At 40.6% G+C, this 18,985-nt stretch carries 16 protein-coding genes and 1 tRNA gene; 7 read left to right on the forward strand and 10 right to left on the reverse strand.

The window, feature by feature from the left end:
• Positions 1 to 740: 740 nt before the first annotated feature.
• The 5 genes from CAL6303_RS19475 (at position 741) to CAL6303_RS19500 (ending at position 5,870) form a co-directional block, all read left to right on the forward strand.
• Positions 741 to 2,765, forward strand: coding sequence for a peptidoglycan DD-metalloendopeptidase family protein (locus tag CAL6303_RS19475; RefSeq protein ID WP_051036706.1), 2,025 nt, complete (start codon positions 741 to 743; stop codon positions 2,763 to 2,765).
• A gap of 189 nt (positions 2,766 to 2,954) precedes the next feature.
• Positions 2,955 to 3,028 (forward strand) — tRNA-Met (locus CAL6303_RS19480).
• Positions 3,029 to 3,195: 167 nt separating this feature from the next.
• A complete protein-coding gene (locus tag CAL6303_RS19485; RefSeq protein ID WP_015199547.1) occupies positions 3,196 to 3,897 on the forward strand; it encodes a PspA/IM30 family protein in 702 nt (233 codons plus the stop codon).
• A 27-nt stretch (positions 3,898 to 3,924) separates the two neighbouring features.
• The gene (locus CAL6303_RS19490; protein ID WP_015199548.1) at positions 3,925 to 4,848 is read left to right on the forward strand and encodes a phosphate ABC transporter substrate-binding protein; all 924 of its coding nucleotides are present in this window, start codon (positions 3,925 to 3,927) and stop codon (positions 4,846 to 4,848) included.
• A gap of 251 nt (positions 4,849 to 5,099) precedes the next feature.
• Positions 5,100 to 5,870, forward strand: coding sequence for a superoxide dismutase (locus CAL6303_RS19500; RefSeq protein WP_015199550.1), 771 nt, complete (start codon positions 5,100 to 5,102; stop codon positions 5,868 to 5,870).
• Positions 5,871 to 5,970: 100 nt separating this feature from the next.
• On the opposite strand, the gene rsmG is transcribed toward CAL6303_RS19500, so the two are convergent.
• Both rsmG and CAL6303_RS30585 read right to left on the reverse strand, forming a co-directional pair.
• On the reverse strand, positions 5,971 to 6,696 hold the full coding sequence (rsmG, locus tag CAL6303_RS19505; protein ID WP_015199551.1) for a 16S rRNA (guanine(527)-N(7))-methyltransferase RsmG: 726 nt from the start codon (positions 6,694 to 6,696) through the stop codon (positions 5,971 to 5,973).
• The gene (locus CAL6303_RS30585) at positions 6,653 to 6,820 is read right to left on the reverse strand and encodes a hypothetical protein (protein WP_015199552.1); all 168 of its coding nucleotides are present in this window, start codon (positions 6,818 to 6,820) and stop codon (positions 6,653 to 6,655) included. Before CAL6303_RS30585 ends, rsmG begins: the two co-directional genes overlap by 44 nt.
• A 204-nt stretch (positions 6,821 to 7,024) precedes the next feature.
• Here CAL6303_RS30585 and CAL6303_RS19510 point away from each other — a divergent pair, with 204 nt between their 5' ends.
• Complete coding sequence (locus CAL6303_RS19510) at positions 7,025 to 7,675, forward strand: response regulator transcription factor (protein WP_015199553.1); 651 nt, start codon at positions 7,025 to 7,027, stop codon at positions 7,673 to 7,675.
• A gap of 224 nt (positions 7,676 to 7,899) precedes the next feature.
• On the opposite strand, the gene murB is transcribed toward CAL6303_RS19510, so the two are convergent.
• Together murB and murC are read right to left on the reverse strand one after the other, a co-directional pair.
• Positions 7,900 to 8,892: a UDP-N-acetylmuramate dehydrogenase gene (gene murB / locus CAL6303_RS19515; RefSeq protein WP_015199554.1), complete on the reverse strand. Its 993-nt coding sequence runs from the start codon at positions 8,890 to 8,892 to the stop codon at positions 7,900 to 7,902.
• Between the two features lie 119 nt (positions 8,893 to 9,011).
• Positions 9,012 to 10,472, reverse strand: a complete 1,461-nt coding sequence (murC, locus tag CAL6303_RS19520) for a UDP-N-acetylmuramate--L-alanine ligase (RefSeq protein ID WP_015199555.1) — start codon at positions 10,470 to 10,472, stop codon at positions 9,012 to 9,014.
• Between the two features lie 1,152 nt (positions 10,473 to 11,624).
• On the opposite strand from murC, the gene CAL6303_RS19530 reads away from it, so the two are divergent.
• Positions 11,625 to 12,638, forward strand: a complete 1,014-nt coding sequence (locus CAL6303_RS19530) for a type I glyceraldehyde-3-phosphate dehydrogenase (protein WP_015199557.1) — start codon at positions 11,625 to 11,627, stop codon at positions 12,636 to 12,638.
• A gap of 483 nt (positions 12,639 to 13,121) precedes the next feature.
• On the opposite strand, the gene thiL is transcribed toward CAL6303_RS19530, so the two are convergent.
• The 6 genes from thiL to CAL6303_RS19560 form a co-directional block, all read right to left on the reverse strand.
• Entirely contained in the window at positions 13,122 to 14,117 is a 996-nt protein-coding gene (gene thiL / locus CAL6303_RS19535; RefSeq protein ID WP_015199558.1) for a thiamine-phosphate kinase, read from the reverse strand.
• Positions 14,118 to 14,250: 133 nt separating this feature from the next.
• Complete coding sequence (locus CAL6303_RS19540; protein WP_015199559.1) at positions 14,251 to 15,342, reverse strand: peptidylprolyl isomerase; 1,092 nt, start codon at positions 15,340 to 15,342, stop codon at positions 14,251 to 14,253.
• 444 nt (positions 15,343 to 15,786) lie between these two features.
• Complete coding sequence (gene cpcA, locus CAL6303_RS19545; RefSeq protein WP_015199560.1) at positions 15,787 to 16,275, reverse strand: phycocyanin subunit alpha; 489 nt, start codon at positions 16,273 to 16,275, stop codon at positions 15,787 to 15,789.
• A gap of 103 nt (positions 16,276 to 16,378) precedes the next feature.
• Positions 16,379 to 16,897, reverse strand: a complete 519-nt coding sequence (locus tag CAL6303_RS19550) for a phycocyanin subunit beta (protein ID WP_015199561.1) — start codon at positions 16,895 to 16,897, stop codon at positions 16,379 to 16,381.
• Positions 16,898 to 17,333: 436 nt separating this feature from the next.
• Positions 17,334 to 18,083, reverse strand: coding sequence for a phycoerythrobilin:ferredoxin oxidoreductase (locus CAL6303_RS19555; protein ID WP_015199562.1), 750 nt, complete (start codon positions 18,081 to 18,083; stop codon positions 17,334 to 17,336).
• A 28-nt stretch (positions 18,084 to 18,111) separates the two neighbouring features.
• On the reverse strand, positions 18,112 to 18,852 hold the full coding sequence (locus CAL6303_RS19560; RefSeq protein ID WP_015199563.1) for a 15,16-dihydrobiliverdin:ferredoxin oxidoreductase: 741 nt from the start codon (positions 18,850 to 18,852) through the stop codon (positions 18,112 to 18,114).
• Positions 18,853 to 18,985: the final 133 nt, after the last annotated feature.

An 18,985-nucleotide genomic window follows, 5' to 3' on the forward strand; every position in this document is an offset into this window, starting at 1 on the left:
CATAGCCTCAGCAAAAAAAATGTAGGCTAGTACACTTTATTTCCTAGTTAGACTATGTAACCTGGTTGAAAACACAGAAATCATCTCGGAAACTTATATAAGAAATTGATATATAAAAAATGTAAAAAATCCGAAGTGGAGGCATAGATTTTTATGAAGTAAACTTCACACAAAATTAGAAACAAATAGATCATAAAGCAGTCATATCAAGCATTTAGACAATTCCACAACAATGAATTAGTCAAATAGGGGCAAAAACCCCTTACGAGTTATTACGGTTGCCTTTTAGGGAACAATCAACGTAAATTCTCCTAGTGAGAAGACGGATTCATTGTTTGAAGCTTGAATATGTTTACAGAAGATGAATACCTCATCTGCAAACGTTGGACACCTGATTGCTGCTCGGTAAATCTAGAAGCCACCAAGACAAAATTTGGAGAAATCTACCCGAAAACAGCATAAAAAGTCCTAAAAGTAAAGGGTAAAGAATCTAGCATTCGGTAATGTGTGATAAGACAAGTAAAGCAAAGCTTAATTTTTTATAAGTGATGTAAACTTGTCTAAATCAGAGAACCAGGTTAATGTTGCCTAAGTATCTCTGGTGATTGTGATCTTGATCTATCGTTCGTAGTGATTTAAATCATTGACTAGTTCCGACCGAGAAAATCCAGGTCATTTAGGCGCTAGCGATCATTAGGAGGTCGTCTTTGAAACGAGCATTGAAAAAGAGAGTAAAGGTTGTGATAGAAAATACTCCCAGCGAGGATGCCCCAGTGAAAAAAGTAAATATTGCTAGCTTGACAGGCAAGCATCGAGTGCGGAAACAAGCAGCAATGATTGGCTTGGCAATATCAATGGGAGCAACCAGTCTTTTGGTGACTCGGCAAAGCGACCAAGCCCAAGCAGCTGAACCAGCAGGTAATCAAAATACTGCCTCTGCGACTTCTGCCAACAACACCGAAATTAAACTTGCTACCAAAAACAAGTTGGAATCTTCAGGCATCACATCAGTGAAAGCACCGGAAAGTCCCAGCCCAATAATTTTGGAACCAACAGCAATATCACAGGTACCTGGGCTTGGAGCTAAATGGCAAGTAGCCACCAGCGAAGTAGCATTCAGTGAAACTGCTTCAATTACAGCGGTTAATGCGACATCCGCTACAAAAGGCGAACGGATTGCAGGCGCGATCGCTAAAATCCAATCAGCCCAACCAACTGAACAAACAGTAGCAGCATCAGCAGTTACTCAACTACCAGCAATTGATAATGCCGATTTTCAGCTAAAAGCACAGCAAGAACTAGCAGTCAATCGCTTGAAGCAAAAATCGAGCCGTTTAAGAGCAAGTCTGGCGGAGTTGCGGTCTGGGGAGACCAAAGAATTATCAGAAACAACTACAATTAATGCTAATAATGACAATCAGCAATCATCATCTGTAGGGACTGTCAACAACATTAACCTTGTACCAGAGCAGCAAAAAAATATTCTTAAATCTCAGATGCCAGTTACTACTGCATCGAAAGTTTATGAAGTCAAATCTGGGGATACCCTAGCAACAATTGCCAATAATTACGGAACTTCAGTTTCCGAACTTGTTAAAGCAAATAACCTTAACAATCCCAATCAACTCAAAATCAGCCAAAAACTGAATGTACCAGTTGCTGAGAAAAATACAGTAGTAACCACTGTTGATACCCCTGTTTCTGCATCTTCTACAACTGATGTGAAGGATCAGCTAGTAGGAGAAAACAAAGATGTAACCTCACCATCTACTACTGCTAGTAATTTGACCGCAATTCAAATTCCTACAGTCCCAACGGCTCCGGCTGTTGGTGTTGGTGGTGATTCACCAGTACCTAAAGTGTTTGCAGAAATGCAGCAAGCAACTAGAAGAGGTGCCAAAACCAAAAATCTCAAAGAAGATCCAGGTCTTCGCAGTTTACAAGCTGATATAGAACGACTACGCCAAAAATACCGTGATCAGCAATCTGGTATCTCCAGTAATCAATCAATACAGCAAAGAAATACTCAAAATGTGGTAATTCCCGTTCCCACATACAAGCAAAATACCGTTTCTGTACCAACCGTTCCCAGAAAATCTAGACCCAGTAACTTTGCGGTTCCCATTCCAGTTCCCAAACCAATGGCACCTAGTTACACCGCTCAACCGATTAACCCAGAGTGGTCTCCATCCCGGAACCAAAGAAGCACCCCAATCCCCGTTCCAACTGGAGTTACTGCTTCTGAAGCTTTATCAAATATGCGAGGCACATCTGTATCACCACAGCTACCTCCTTTGGCAGCAGTAGATCGTTATTTACCCAGAGCGGTTGATAACAACACATCTCCTGCGATTAATCCCGGCGTTTTCACACCTGGTGTTGCTAGCAGTTATATTTGGCCCGCTAAAGGTGTTTTAACATCCGGTTTCGGTAGACGTTGGGGACGAGCACATAGAGGTATTGACGTTGCCAACTCCACAGGTACACCTATATACGCATCTGCACCTGGTGTAGTTGAAAAATCAGGTTGGAATAACGGTGGTTACGGAAATTTAGTTGATATCCGTCACCCTGATGGCAGCTTAACTCGTTACGCCCATAATAGTAAGCTTTTAGTCAGACCAGGACAACAAGTACAGCAAGGTGAAACCATTGCTTTAATGGGCAGCACAGGCTTTAGTACTGGTCCCCACACCCACTTTGAAATCCACCCTTCTGGAAAAGGTGCGGTTAACCCCATAGCTTTATTACCTGCACGTCTATAGTCATAGTCGCAAAGCTAAATGGGACAAATAACTTAAAATGTGAATTATCCGCGAGTAAGGTACCGTTTGCGATGGTTCCTTACTCCCTGTGATTCACCCAATTACCTGGCAATCTACCAAGAAAGTCAGGAAAGTGACTAGTCAGAGCCAAATTTTTATGGTATAGTCAATATTGATTTAGATTAACTTGGCTCAGTAGCTCAGTTGGTTAGAGTAGGGGACTCATAAGCCCTTGGTCGTGCGTTCGAGTCGCACCTGAGCCATAACAAAATAGAAAATTGGGAACCATCAAAGTAATGGTTCCCAATTTTTTTTGAATTGTTTTTTGCTGAATTTTAGATAAAAGACTATTCTAGATTATTGTGTATAACAGATATAAAAGGCGACAATAAATAAGTTTCCGGTTGGCAGACGAAAAAGGAAAACCCCAATGAAAAAAGCAGTTTACTGGTTGATGGGTGAAAAGGCTGGACGCACCATAATCGCAACCTGGAATTGGTTGTGGGGGATTCCGATTGAGTCTGGGGGAAAAGTAGCTGTTGCCGTTGCCGAAGATTCATTGCAATCAATGCAGCAAGCAGTACATCGTTTAGCAACAGCTGTGGCAACACAGGAAGCAGCATATAAAAATGCAAAAACCAAGTACGAAGCAAAAGCTAGAGAACTAAAAAGCTTAGAAAACAAAGCTATTGCGGCTCAAAATCGTGGTGATGAAGAAGATGCAAAATTAGCCATGATGATGGCAATTCAAACTGAACAAATTTTGCCAAGATTAGAAGAAATGGTACTCCAAGCAGAACGAGCAGTAGGTGCATCCAAAGATAAACTGAACCGTGAACGTCTCAAATTGGAGACTTACAAAGCAGAAATGCAGAACATGCGGGACATATCAGAAGTTAACGCTGCATTAGAAGAAATCGCCAAAGTAAATAATGAGTTTGATATTGGTTCAGCAAAGAACGACTTTGAAAAAGCCAAAGATGCAGTAGAACGTCGCAACTTTACGGCACAAGCATTAGCTGAACTTTCCGAAAACTCTGGTGATAAACTACAAGCGGATATCGAAAACATGGCGTTAAATGATGAAGTATCGCGGCGCTTAGAAAAACTCAAAAACTTTCCCTCAGACTAATTTTAATTTGAATATTATTTGAATATTATGAGTAAAAAAAGCGGTCCACCACCAATTGTTTTCATTCTTTTATTTTTACTTTTAGCTGGTGCTGCTTACTGGTGGTTCTTTAAACGAGAACAATCCCAAGTAGCTGAACCTCCCCCATCTAATCCCGGCACCACATCCAATCCGGTTCCAAATTCCACAAGTAACACATCAAACAACTCACAATTTACCGTACCCAGTAGTGTGCCATCTGGTACCATTATTCGAGTTGATGGTTCCACCAGCATGGTGACAATTAATGAAAATTTGAAAAAAGCATTTCAAAACCAGTTTCCGGGGACAACCATCGATATTAAAGCCACAGGAACCGACAAAGGACTCCAAGCGCTTTTAGGAAATACCGTTGATATTGCAGCTGTTTCCCGCACACTAAACCCCCAAGAACAGAATCAGGGCTTAGTGGCAATACCCATAACCACAGATGCGATCGCACTTGTCGTCGGCAAGGGTAATCCCTTTACTCAACAGCTATCATCCACCCAAGTATCTGATATTTTTCAAGGTAAAATTAACAACTGGTCACTTGTGGGAGGCTCCAACAGTATTATCCGCGTCATCAATCGTCCAGCAGTTAGCGGCACCAACAAAAGCTTCCAAGAACAAGTCCTCAAAGGCGCAAATTTTGGCACCACACCCAACATCAAAACCCTAGAGCGAGATGCCACAACTCCCCTTCTCCAAGCACTAGGCAACGACGGCATCGGTTACGCCACTTTTGATCAAGTTCGTAACCAACAAACCATCCGGGTACTTCCCATCGACGGATTAACCCCAGATGTCAATGCCTATCCATACCGCCGCAACCTCTACTACGTCTATAAAAAGCCAGCCAACCCAGGAGTCCAAGCATTCATCGGTTATGCAACGTCCCCCCAAGGGCAAAAAACGTTACTTGGGGAATGAGGCAGGGGACAGGGGGCAGGGGACAGGGAGCAGGGGGCAGGGAGCAGGGAGCAGGGGGAATAAATCACTCTCTTCCTCTCTGCGTAACTTTGCGCTTTCCTACCCTGCGGGAAGCCGCAAAAGCGTCTAATGCGCCACTCTGCGTTAAAAAATCCTTTATTCTCCTCCCAAACACCAACATTTATTACAACCGAGCAATAATAAATCCCCAATCCGAGAAAATTAAATCTAATTAACCAATTGAAATCTATATGAATCTAAAACGTCGTCAGTTTTTATATTTACTTGGTGTGAGTACCGGAGCCTTTGCCTTAGATGGTTGTGCGTTGGCTGAAAAACAGCCAGCCCCCACTCCAACCAGCACCACCACCCCAACAGCCACTCCCACAGAAATCAGTGCTAACCCACCAGGAGCAATTCAACTTCCACCATTGCCCTATGCCTATGAAGCACTAGAACCCCACATCGATGAAGCAACCATGAGGTTTCATCATGATAAACACCATGCTACCTACGTCAAAAACGTCAATGATGCCTTAGCAAAATATCCTCAACTCAAAGGTAAAAGCATTGAGTCGATGTTACAAAATCTCAACAGTATTCCCGAAGATATTCGTGGAGTCATCAAGAATAATGGTGGGGGTCATCTTAACCATTCCATGTTTTGGCGAATTATGAAACCAAGTGGTGGGGGTGAACCCAATGGTGCGATCGCATCTGCAATCAAAGATAGTTTTGGTAGCTTCGATAATTTCAAGAAAAAATTCAATGAAGCAGGTGGAAAGCGTTTTGGTAGTGGTTGGGTTTGGTTAATCCATGGCAAGGACGGCAAACTGGAAATCATCACAACTGCTAACCAAGATACTCCCCTCAGCGAAGGTAAATATCCCATTATGGGTAACGATGTTTGGGAACATGCCTATTACCTAAAATATCAAAACCGCCGCGCTGAGTATCTCACAGCTTGGTGGAATGTCCTCAATTGGGACGAAATTAACCAACGTTACGCTTACGCGAAATAGTTAATTAAGAGTTATCAGTTAAAAGTTATCGGGGACAAAAGAGTTGCAAGTCCCCCACTTCCTCCGAATGTATAGCCCAAAAGCAACGTTTACCTGTTGACTAACCCTGATTGGAGTCAGATAGTGGGTTTGGGTTCCTAAGCCTAACACCTCCCTGACTTCTTGGGGTTCCTTTGCGTAAATGCAAGCAATGTCGAATGCTATGACTAAGTGGTGTCGTAAACTGATCAATTTTTTCGATATGACTATTGAGTCGTTGCGCTGTCTTCTCCAAAGCTTGGTTTTCTTCCTCTGTCCAATTACCTCGGTAAATAATCGCTAAACCCCCAGGTTTAAGCAGCGGTAAACTATATTCTGCACATACTGAAGCTGTCGATACTGCACGGGTGAGGGCAACATCATACCTGTTACGGTGTTGAAATTCTTGGGCAATGACTTCAGCCCTACCTGTAGCTGTTGTGACATTGGTTAAATTTAGTTGCGGGATGATGTTTTCTAAGAAAGCTACTTTTTTGCGAGTTGAATCTAGTAACATGACGCTACTATTTGCTAATGTAATAGCAGCGGGAATACCGGGAAAACCTCCACCTGTACCAATATCAATGATTTTGAATTGGGGGGAATTCTCTGGAAGCTGAGTCATTAAAGGGGAAATTCCCCGCAAAGAATCCCACAAATGCTTTTCCCAAAAATCATCAGGACTGGTAATCCGAGTTAAATTTAATTGCCGATTCCCGCTTAAAATCAACTCATAAAGTTGCTGAAATAATTGTTGTTGTTGGCTATTTGGTTGCCAATTTAGGGTTTGCTGCCAGATATCCGCCATGCTTGGCAGTGAAGGTGATGTAAGATCGTTCACAAAATGCTAATGCGATACTCTCCTTGAGAGTGGCTGCCGCCATCGCGTCACTATAACAGTTAATATTAATATACGCCAAGATAGGAGACATAATTCTACCTCCTAATCTAGCCGATGGTTATTAAGCACACATCACATTACCCGTTAGTATTTTATAATCTCCCTTTAGAATCAGATTTCTACGCTTTCTGTCGGGTATTATTAAGAATGTAGGCGCAAATTTTGTTTGTGGTTGTAGATAGTGCTTGTAAAAGCAAACTTTTGGTTTAATAAACATGCAAAGGGTTGAAAGCCTATGCCCTTGAGTATTCTGATTGTAGATGATGATTTGGGCACTCGCCTATCAATTAGTGATTACTTGGAGTTATGTGGATATCGGGTAATTGCAGCTGATGACGGTCAACAGGCGTTAGCAATGGTTGAGGAATGTCACCCTGATTTATTGGTTACTGACATCATGATGCCACGAATGAATGGCTATGAGTTAGTGCGTCGGGTACGTTCGGCTCCCGCTTTTCGTCTTTTACCTGTAATTTTATTAACAGCACGGACAAAAACCCAGGAGCGAATTCTGGGCTACCAGTCAGGCTGCGATTTATACTTACCAAAGCCTTTTGAATTGGAAGAACTAGCCGCAGCAATCCGTAATCTGTTAGAGCGATCGCAAATGATACAATCGGAATGTCGTGTCTTGATTTCCGAGCAATCAGCTTCTCATACTGCACTTAAAACTGAAACATCTCAGGTACTAGCTTCTTTAAGTCGTCGTGAACAGGAAGTACTCAAACTTCTAACTTATGGATTCTCAAATGTGGAGATGGGCGATAAACTTTATCTCAGCCCTCGAACTGTAGAAAAATATGTAAGTAGTTTACTTCGGAAAACTGATACGACAAACCGCGCTCAACTTGTACGTTTTGCCATGAAACACGATTTGGTTGAATAAATAGGATAGTTGTTTGGTTTCAGGACATAACATCAATTGGAAAAAAGAATGTGAGGGATAAATTTTGTGGAGACGCGATACATTGTGTCTCATATTCTGGATATATTGCAAACATTTTCTGAATCGGTATAAGGTTAGAGATCCCCAATTTTCCGAATAAGTTGGGGATCTGAATACTGAATGGCACCCTTTTAAATCTTTTGCACAGCTATATCCAGCTTAGTTTATGCTGCTTGAAACTCACCAATCATTTTGACTTCGGTTTCTAAGCATACAGACCAATTCTCTTGAACATGGTGTTGAATATGACGAATCAGGCTAAAAATATCACCAGCACTTGCTCCACCACAATTGATAATAAAGTTAGCATGACGGGATGCCACTTGAGCTTTACCAATTTGGAAACCCTTTAAACCGCTTTGTTCTATTAACCAGCCTGCTGCATAGGGTTTGGGGTTACGAAAAACGCTTCCACAACTTGGTTTATCGTAGGGTTGCGTAGAAAGACGGTGTTGTTTATGCTCTTTGGTAACTGAATTTACTTTTACAGGATCAGCGCCTGGTTGAAGTCTGAAAGTAGCCTTAGTAATAATATACTGACTACCTTGAAGAGCAGAAGAACGGTAGGTGTGGCGCAAATCCTCTGGTGTTAAAACTTTTAAAGTTCCCTCAGGTGTCAACACTTCAGCATTGACAAAGATATCTGCAATACAACCTTGATGCGCTCCTGCATTCATTACCACTGCACCCCCAACTGTTCCGGGGATACCTACTGCCCATTCTAAGCCCTCCCAGCCGTGTGCTGCGGCTTCCCAAGCTAATGAGGGTATCGCTTCACCAGCAGCAACTGTGAGTAATCCTGTATCTTCTTCAAAGTGGCTGTGACGTAAGTAACGGGTGCTAATCACCAATCCAGGTAAACCGCGATCGCTAATTAACAAATTAGAGCCTGCTCCCAACACTGTGACTGGTAATTTCTCTGCTTTGGCATACTGAATACTCGCCTGTAACGCATCAATATTTCGAGGTGCGACATACCACTCAGCCGGACCACCAACTCGATATGATGTGAAGTTAGCTAAGGATACATGAGGTTTAATGGTACAACCATGACCTAAGTAAATGGCATTACTATTACTTGAATTGAAAATTGTGGGGCTGTCTGCGCTTTCCTTTGAAATATCGCAGACATTTACTGCTGTCTGGGAGATTGTCATTTTTACTTTAATTTAGATAATTTTTACTTTTACACCGTAAATATACGGTTAACTGAACTCACCCGAATTCAACTACATCCATCAAATTCAGAAGCACCCGACAATATACAGACATTAGTTTAGGATGTGACTTGCACAGGTTGACAAAGTGTTGCAATGACTTCGGGAATAACCTGATTCAAATTTCCGGCACCTAAAAATAAAGCCAAATCTCCAGAGCGCAAAGTTTGAGATAAAAATTCAGACATTGAATTCAAGGGCTGATATTTTACCTGGATATGATTTTTGGTGATTTCAGCTACCAATTTTTCACTACTGATAACTCCAGTATCTACTTCACCAGCGCTATATATATCCGTAATAATAACTAAATCTGCATGGGTGAAGCTTTCGCCAAATTCTGCTAAAAATGTGAGAGTCCGACTGTAGCGATGCGGTTGAAAAATTGCCACGACTCTCTGTCCTGGACGTGCTTGTAATCTAGCAGCGGCAAGGGTGACACGAATTTCACTAGGGTGATGGGCATAATCATCTATGAAGCTAATGCCATTTACTTCACCTTTGAGTTCAAAGCGTCGTTTTGCTCCATCAAATGTTGCTAACCCTTGAGCTATTTCCCCAAATTCTAAGCCGACAGCACGCCCTACAGCAACTGCTGCTAAAGCATTACTCAAATTGTGACGACTCAGAAGACGTAGATCTAAAATACCCAAAGCTTCACCTTTCTCCCAAACCAGTGCTTTGGTTCCATCAGCCCGATATTCGACATCGGTGACATAGTAGTCAGCATTGGTGTTACTTTGTAAGCTATAGGTGATACTTGGCTGAATGCGATCGCGTACTGTCTCACAGTCAATACTACCAATTACCTGCTGGCAACCTTTTGCAAAAGTCTGGAAAATATCCACCACTTGATCTAGACTTTGATAGTGATCTGGATGATCCAATTCAATATTAGTAATAATTCCAATTGCAGCTGCATGTTTCACCAAAGAACCATCAGATTCATCAGCTTCAGCTACCAAATAACGGCTTTTTCCTAATCTTGCATTGCCTTCCCAAGCATTTACCTCTCCACCAACTAAAATTGTTGGATCTAAACCTGCCTGGAGCAACATGTAACCAATCATACTACTTGTTGTTGTTTTGCCATGGGTTCCAGCAACAGCAATGCTATGATACTCATCAATTAATGCAGCTAACACATCCGAACGATGTAGAATTGGACAACCTAATTCTAATGCTGCTTGATATTCTAAATTATTTCCATTAATTGCAGTTGAACAAATAACTTGAGGCAAATCTCTCAATGCATTTTGTTCTGCATCATTACTAGTATTTAATATGACTTCATTTCCGTTGACATTGGGACGGAAGAATTCCAGATTACTTGCTTCTTGCTGACTAAATATATGTGCGCCAATTACCTCTAAATTACGGGTAATTTGATTAGGACGTAGATCTGAACCGGATACCGGTAATTGACGTTTCGCTAATACGTAAGCTAAAGCTGACATCCCAATTCCACCAACTCCGATGAAGTGGAATGGTTTACCATTGAAGTCTACTGCTTTTTTCATTGAGATTTTTCCTTTAACACCACATCACACCATCATCATAATTAACACGCGTATCATAACAGGTATTGGATTATTATCGATACAGCGTTCACGTATTCTGAATATCTCAGATTTAAATTTTATTTACTTTTTTTATTGGACTCCATAGAATTTACTATTGGGAAAGATTGTACCTTTACAAGTGTTTTTTCTTTTACTGATTTAATATTATGTTTATTCTGAATATTTTCAGTAAAATCGGGAAAATAACAATTGTAGTTGCAAATACATATTTTGAGCTAAATTGCGTAATTTGGCTAAGATTATCCTTTGCTCCTAATCAGTACTATTGAATTCAATGACCTGAAAATTTTTAGATATCTAAAAATCAGGTGTTCTTGAATTAATTTTACTTGGACTATAAATGTATTTGTGGTCAACTGCAAGTCTTTTAACCTCAAATAAGTTGAGCCTTCTAATTTAACTGCATCCTGGTTTCAGTTACAACAGCACAATTTGTATAAATTTTTCCTAATTACCGCTGGACTGAGAAATGTATTAGTAGTGAGTATGAGAGTCATTACTAATTAGAGGCGAATAACTATTGCGTTACTTATGTTAATCTCTAAGCCCATTACACCCCACCTGAAATGAATTTATTTTCCTCCTCAATAGTCTTCCCATTTACTGGTAATTGATTTTACTAATATTGCAAAGATACAATGACGTTACTGAGATAATTGATTTAGGATATCGAAAATCTTGCTTTAGCTAGATGCCGTAACGTAACTTGATCTGTTGCTGGTGAGAACATAACTTAAAGTTAGACAATCTGCAAGTCAAAAATAGTCTTTAATAGTAAAAACCGTTTATTTATGGAATTTTGTGGAAAGCAGTTACGAGTAAATTCTCTTGCTGATGCAAATTTCACACTGACTTCGACCCATATCAATAGTACATAATTACTTAGGTTCAAAATCTGGAGGTTGATTTTGGGTACTTTAAGCGATCGCACAGCTGGCATATTGAAGTTTAAATAACTCAATCTGAATAAAAGATTAAATTTTTTTGAGAAACGAACGCTCCATAGTTATAAATACTCCCCCCTTTGCGATATGATTGGGTTCATAAGTTTGATTTAATTTAGGTATTTAATACAGAGGGCAAGACGCTGTGATAAGAGTTGCAATCAACGGTTTCGGTCGCATTGGGCGTAACTTTGCGCGTTGTTGGGTGGGTCGAGAGAACAGCAATATCGAGCTTGTTGGCATCAACGACACGTCGGATCCAAAAACTAACGCGCATCTTCTCAGATATGACACAATGCTTGGGAAGTTAAGAAATGCTGACATTTCTGCCGATGATAACTCAATTATCATCAATGGCAAAACAGTTAAATGTGTATCCGATCGGAACCCCGATAACTTGCCCTGGAAAGAGTGGGGTATCGATTTAATAATCGAATCTACGGGTGTGTTTATATCTAGGGAAGGAGCTTCTAGACATATAAACGCAGGTGCGAAGAAGGTTCTAATTACCGCTCCTGGTAAGAATGAAGATGGCACGTTTGTAATCGGTGTTAACCACCACGATTACGATCATAATACCCATCACATTATTAGCAACGCTAGCTGTACAACTAATTGTTTGGCTCCGATTGCGAAGGTATTGAATGAAAAATTCGGTATTATTAAGGGTGTGATGACCACCACCCATAGTTACACTGGTGATCAGCGTTTACTTGATGCTTCTCACCGTGACTTGCGACGTGCAAGGGCTGCGGCAATGAATATTGTTCCAACTTCTACTGGTGCTGCGAAGGCTGTGGCTTTGGTATTGCCAGATTTAAAAGGTAAATTAAATGGTGTGGCGCTGCGCGTACCTACACCTAACGTTTCGATGGTTGACTTTGTGGTTCAAGTTGAAAAACGAACAATTACCGAAGAAGTGAACGAAGCTTTCAAACAAGCATCTCAAAATGAACTTAAAGGTATTTTGGGATATAGTGATTTGCCTTTGGTCTCTTCTGACTACCAAGGAACCGATGAATCTTCTGTTGTTGATTCTAGCTTGACCATGGTCATGGGTAGCGACATGGTAAAAGTCATGGCTTGGTATGATAACGAGTGGGGCTACAGCCAACGCGTACTTGATTTAGCTGAATTAGTTGCCACCAAGTGGGCTTAGAGCTTTAATTCTAGGTTAAAAAACACAAGCTGTAATCATCCAGAGGGTATACAATCCTCTGGAATAAATCCCGGTTAAGTATTTTCAGTTAACACCTAACTTGATATCTGACTCCCAACAAGCTGTCAAAGTTTTACCTCAATCATCTTCGATTAACTAAACTTAACATCACAAAAAAATATTTAGGGCTTGCTGAATAACTATAAAACATTTATTTATCAACACTTTCGGGATTTTTTCTCCGGGGAAAGTGCAAGGAAATAAGGATTTGAGGTTTAAAAAGCTTGCATTCAGATTTATTGGAGTACGAAAAAATAAAGGTAAAACTCTTCCCTGTTGCCTGTTCCCCGCGACGCACTGAGCTTGCCGAAGTGTTCCCTACCCCCACTAAAAGACTTTTACAGCTAACGCTGCGCTACGCGTTTCTTGGATGCCCGAAAGGGCTATACAGCAAGCCCTATTTAATTTTGAGTGATTGATAATTCAAAAATGTTGAAATCCTTGATTAAGTGTCAAAACTTGGTCTGGGATTTTTTTTGCTTGATCTTGTAACGTTACATCTAACCCAGATGTGATATTACCAATAATTGCAGCATTTTGACCCAATCGATGAACTAGTATTTCAGCGAATTTCTTTGGTAAACAGAGAATCAACTGGAAATCTTCGCCACCATATAATGTGTATTCTAATATCTGGTTGCACTTGAGGTAAGTAGATAAAATTTCTGAAGTTGGAATATTTTGCCATTCTAAGGTGGCACCAACTTGACTAGCACGGCAAATTTGCACCACAGCATCAGCTAAACCGTCACTACTATCCATTCCCGATATGCGGATGTCTGATTCTGGGGAGATGATATCCCAGAGAATGGGAAGGACATCAAGACGGGGTTGGGGACGTTGGTGGGCTTGGATGAGTTTTTGTTGATGGCGTTGACTCAGATCACCATAAGATTCGGGATGTAAGAGTAATTCTAATCCAGCACGGGATGCTCCATGTATTCCAGTGACGACAATTGCATCTCCAACTTTAGCTGTATGACGATAGATAGTTTGGTAAGGGTAAACTTGCCCAAAGGCTGTGATTGAGATTGTCGTGGTAGGCGATCGCACTATATCACCGCCCACTATTCTACCGTTATACTTTTTTAGGCATTGGCTCATCCCTTGGTATAGTTTTTCTACCCACTCAACTTGGGTATGACCTGGCAATCCTAAACCTACAGTAATTCCTAAAGGTGTAGCCCCCATTGCAGCTAAATCTGAGAGGTTTGCAGCTACTGAACGCCACCCCACATCTTCAGGGCTAGTAGTATTTTCACTAAAATGAATGTTGTCTACTAACACATCTGTGGTGACTACCAATGATTTTTCTGCTTCTGTCACCAATACCGCACCATCATCACCAATAATTTCCGGAGGACAGAACTGTTGGACGATTTTTAGAAGTCCTTGCTCACCGATGTCTTGAACTTTCATAATTACAATTAATCAAATTTGCAAGCATTTCTAAAGACTTAAATCATCAGAAACAAATACAGTAGAGATGCTAAATTTAACATCTCTACTAAGTAATGAAAAATTATTTGATTTAGTTAAAATCAAAATTGTTTTATGCTGTGGGTTCTACAAGATTTTCTAAACCATCAATAACTTTGGCTGATTCAATTTTATCCCCGGCTTTGAGTGCATCCAATACATCTCTACCTTCAGTTAAATAGCCAAAAATCGCATAACGTCCATCTAAAAGATTGCGTCCAGCAGGGGTTAATTCCGGTTCAAAAAGGAAGAAGAAAAATTGAGAAGAACCTCCATTTACATCACGTTCGGGACGTGCTAAAGCCATAGCACCAAAGGAGGAGAATGGTAATACTGGCATATCTGTATAGCGTCCAGCTTCCTCTAGTGTGGTACCGTAGGTGGGTTTTTTATCTCCTTCTACTAATACTTCAAAAGGAATTGCTCGGTATTGTTTAGTTTTTGGATCGATAAAACCAACTTCTTTACCTGCGGGGTCTCCTGTTTGAAGGACATAGGATTCTTCAGAACGGGTAAACTCTAAACCATCATAAAAACCGCGTTTAACTAAATCAACGAAATTGCCGGATGTAACGGGTGCGCTGTAGCCATCTACAACTACCGTAAGATCGCCTTTATTAGTTTTTATTGCTACAGTTGCACGTCCTTTTAGTTGCGGCAAATTACTATATTCTGTAGGAATCTCGTATGGGAAACCTTTGACCATCATCTGTTCTAACTCGCCAACCAAATTCAGAGCGTGAGCGCGTTGTATCAAAGTTTTCTCTTTGTCTTTGGTTTCGGCAGTTTGTTGCAGGGATTCGATATCTGTTTTGATTTGCTCAATTATAATTTTAGCTTTGCTTTGATCTGCTTCGGGAATGCTAGCTAGTAATTTGTCGGGTGCATCGATGACGCGGGATGCCTTTTTCAAGTCAGATGCGATCGCGCTCCAGCGTTTATTAGCTCTTAGTTGATTAGAAATATCTTCTAAACTACCTTGTAGCTGTCGTACAGGCTTATTATCAATGGGTAGAGCATAACGTAATAATGCTTTACCATCGGTGATGGCATTTCCAGACGGCAATCCAGCGTAACTGCTAGGGGTTGACATGCCTAAAAATAATGCTACCAATAGCAGTGCAACCAGGGTCTTCTTTAGTCGGGATTTTAATAAATTAAACATGGAATGGCTCAAACACAACAGTATCAAATATCTTAACTGGGTGTAACCCATCCATAATCTTCCCACAACTGAGGTAGCGAATTGACAGCGGGAATAAAGAATACTATTAGGACTTACGCAAGTGTCACAATCACGCTTGGTGTGTGACACTATAAGTCTCATTAGTACGCTCAAATATGATTGGAGTGTCACACAACGGAACGTTGTAAGTGCAGGGCTATTTCAAATATGTAATACGACAAAGTGCTTGCCAGCCAAAATCGCCTAAAAACATGTAGAGACGTAGCATTGCTACGTCTCTACATGGGTTCTGGGTAAATCATAATTAATTTTTATCAGCTATTTAATAATTCGGAAACTTAGATTATCAAAAAACGTGCCCGGAAAAATAAGCAACTCCTAACTTCATGCCAGCAAAGCTGCTTAATTTTCCGAGCAAAGCTCTTAGCTTAGAGCGTTAATTGCGTAGTCAATGTATGAATTAGCTTCAACAGCAGGGTCGCCGCTCAAACCGTGATTAGCTTTGATATATTTCAAAGCTTCAATGTACCAGCTGGGAGACAAATCAAATGTCTTGTTGATTTCAGCAATTCCAGCGATGAGGTAGTCATCCAATGGACCTGTTCCACCAACTACCAAGCAGTATGTAACCATGCGTAAGTAGTAACCTACGTCACGAACACATTTAGCTTTGCCAGTTGAGCTAGAAGCAAAATTTGCTCCTTGCATTTGGGTGGTGTATGGGAATTTTTGGTACACTGCATTAGCAGCACCTTCAGCCAAAGATTGAGCTTTTGAAGTTAAGCCTTTAGCTGCTTCTAAGCTAGCACTTGCTTGGCGAAAACGACCAAATGCAACTTGTACTTCTGTGCTGCTTAAGAAACGCCCTTGTGAATCAGCTGCTGATACTGCTTCGGTTAGAGGAGTTTTCATCGGTTTGGTATCTCCCTTTTACAAACTTTTTGTTTGAAAGTTATTTTGTGTGAAATTTAAACTGACAAAAGTCAGGTTTTCGCTGGTGCGAGATTATGCGAAATTATGCAACAGCGGAAGCTGCACGGTCAAAGTAGCTAGCTACTTCTGACATCAAAGCGCTGCAATCGCCTCTGGTGATACCGTTGGTGTCGCCAGCAATTGCTAATGCTGCTTCTTTCATCTTTTGAACGCCTACTGAAACTGAAGAACCAGGAGTTCCAAGTGCCAAGTAGGTTTCACGCAAACCGTTTAAACAACGGTCGTCAAGTACGCTAGCATCTCCAGAGAAGATTGCGTAGGTAACGTAGCGCAAGATAATTTCCATGTCGCGTAGGCAAGCTGCCATACGACGGCTGGTGTATGCGTTTCCACCAGGAGCAATTAATTGTGGTTGTTCTGCAAACAAAGCGCGAGCCGCGTTAGCAACGATTGAGGAAGCATTGCTGGTAATGCGGTTAACGGTATCCATACGCTTGTTACCATCTTTAACCATGTTTAACAAAGCGTCGAGTTGGTTAGCGCTGAGGTACTCACCACGCGCATCAGCTTGAGAAACTACTTTGGCAAACGCATCTAACATTTATCCAATCTCCTAATCTACATGGTTTAGATTTTGTTTCGCTTTACGGTTAGAATAATCTAGCCGCTTTCCGATGTCAGACTGCAATTGCAGTATTGAAAAGGCAAAACAGACATCTATGATACATATTAATATCTTCTAGGTTTTTACATTAAAGCTTTTTAACAAAACTTTACCTTTCGACAAAAACCTGAAAATCTCTAAAATCAAGACTTTAGTCAACCCCAGTCCTTACTTTTGCCCTCAATTTATTTTTATACAATGCAATAGGCTCATTTTTTATTAAAAATTATTGTGATGTCGCATTAAACTGTTGCAAAACTTAATATTTGAGTTAACTGTTCCCTCTGTTAGTACAGCAGCCCAGTAATAAAAGCCTTTCCCCCACTGCCTACTTACTACTGCCTTAACGTACTAATTACGTAATGAGGCAAAATTATTGACCTGCTGCTAGAACCATTTGCCGTTCTAAATCAAACAGGAAACCATGGATATACTCTTCTGTCCATTCTTCTCCATAAAAGCGTTTAAACATTCCCCTAGCGGGATCTTTTTCGGCACGGTAGTGAAGATATCGTAGATGCGATCGCTCAATTTCTGCTAACCTATCTGGGTCGTTAATTGGTTCAGCTTGATCTACAAAATCTACGTATGCTTGCAAGTAATCTTTAAAAGCTGCGAATACGCTAGTTTCAACAACATTGGTATCTTGGAGACGAGTCCACAGGAAAGCTGGAGAAAAGAATTGCTGTGCTTCAGCGGGAAAATCTCCACCCCAAGGTAAATTTTCCTTATGCTGCTCAAATATAGGGAGGATGGGTTGAGTATACTTTTCCTGATATTTAGCATTATCCCGAAACAGAGGTTGCATATCTAAAGCGATTAAATGTCCTCCTGGCAAAGTCACTAAATCTGCACCAAAAAACGGTAAATCGTAGTTCAGGTGAGGAAAAATCACAAAGTTCAGAACCTGTAGTGATTTACCACCCTGGACATGTGCTGCGCGAATTTGGCGTAATTTTGGTGTTTGAAAAGCATAACTGGTGGTGAGAACTGTTTCCAGGTTTTTTCCTTTTCCAGTTTCGGCTGATTTTGATTCAAAGCCTGGGGGAATAGGATAAGCTGAAATTGGTAAACGCGATCGCATGTAAGCGATCGCGTGATCTAAGAATGGCTGGTAGAGCATAATAATCTAGACTTTTGGGATTTCCAACTTAAACCTTGACAGTTTTGACGGCATGTGCAAGCGGAACAGCATCTTCAAACAAGAATTCATAAAGAAATTTTTCTGACCATTCGTGACCAAAATAGCTGCTAAACAAACCTGAGGCTGGGTCACGATCGGCACTATATTGATCGTAATCTTTTTGAGCTTTGATCACTCGCTGAATATCTTCGGGATCTGTTAATAATGGCTCCCGTGCTAACATTTCCCAGTAAAGCTTTAGGTAATCTTGAAAAGCTGCAAATACCCTTGTAGCTACAGTTGCGGGGTCAGTTTTAGCAAATAAGAGATATTTAGAAAAATATTGATTAGCGTCGTAAAACTTCATTTCTAAGTTTTGCGCTAAATCTGGATAGTTCTCATGTAAAAATTTTAATGGCTCTATGTATTTTTTTATATATGCTTCATCTTGGAATAATGGTTGAAAATCAAGTACAATCAAGTTCTTGACTTTGCCGAAAGATAAAAAATCTATTCCCAATAAAGGTAAATTATACTGGTGGCTTGGATAGATAACGCTATTAAAAATTTGAGCGCTTTCCCCAGCATCAATGTAAGTGTAGCGAGCTTTGCGAAGCTGTGGACATTCATAACACCAACTTCTAATGGTAGCTGGACTCCGACCGCGATCGCTAACATTAACTTCTAGACCATTTGGGATAGTTCGACTTTGTAAATCAAAGCGCTGAAATAGTTCTTTTTCCAAAAACTCTAGGAACGGCTTATACATAAGATAATTATTTATGATTTCTTCCTTTGAAAATAAAGGATTGAAACCAAACACGTCTCAAATCTTATAAACAAAGCAACATTCCGTAATATAAAGCACAGGGAATGTTGTTTAAAAAAAGAAAATATTCAAA

This window comes from Calothrix sp. PCC 6303 (assembly GCF_000317435.1).
Lineage (GTDB): Bacteria > Cyanobacteriota > Cyanobacteriia > Cyanobacteriales > Nostocaceae > PCC-6303.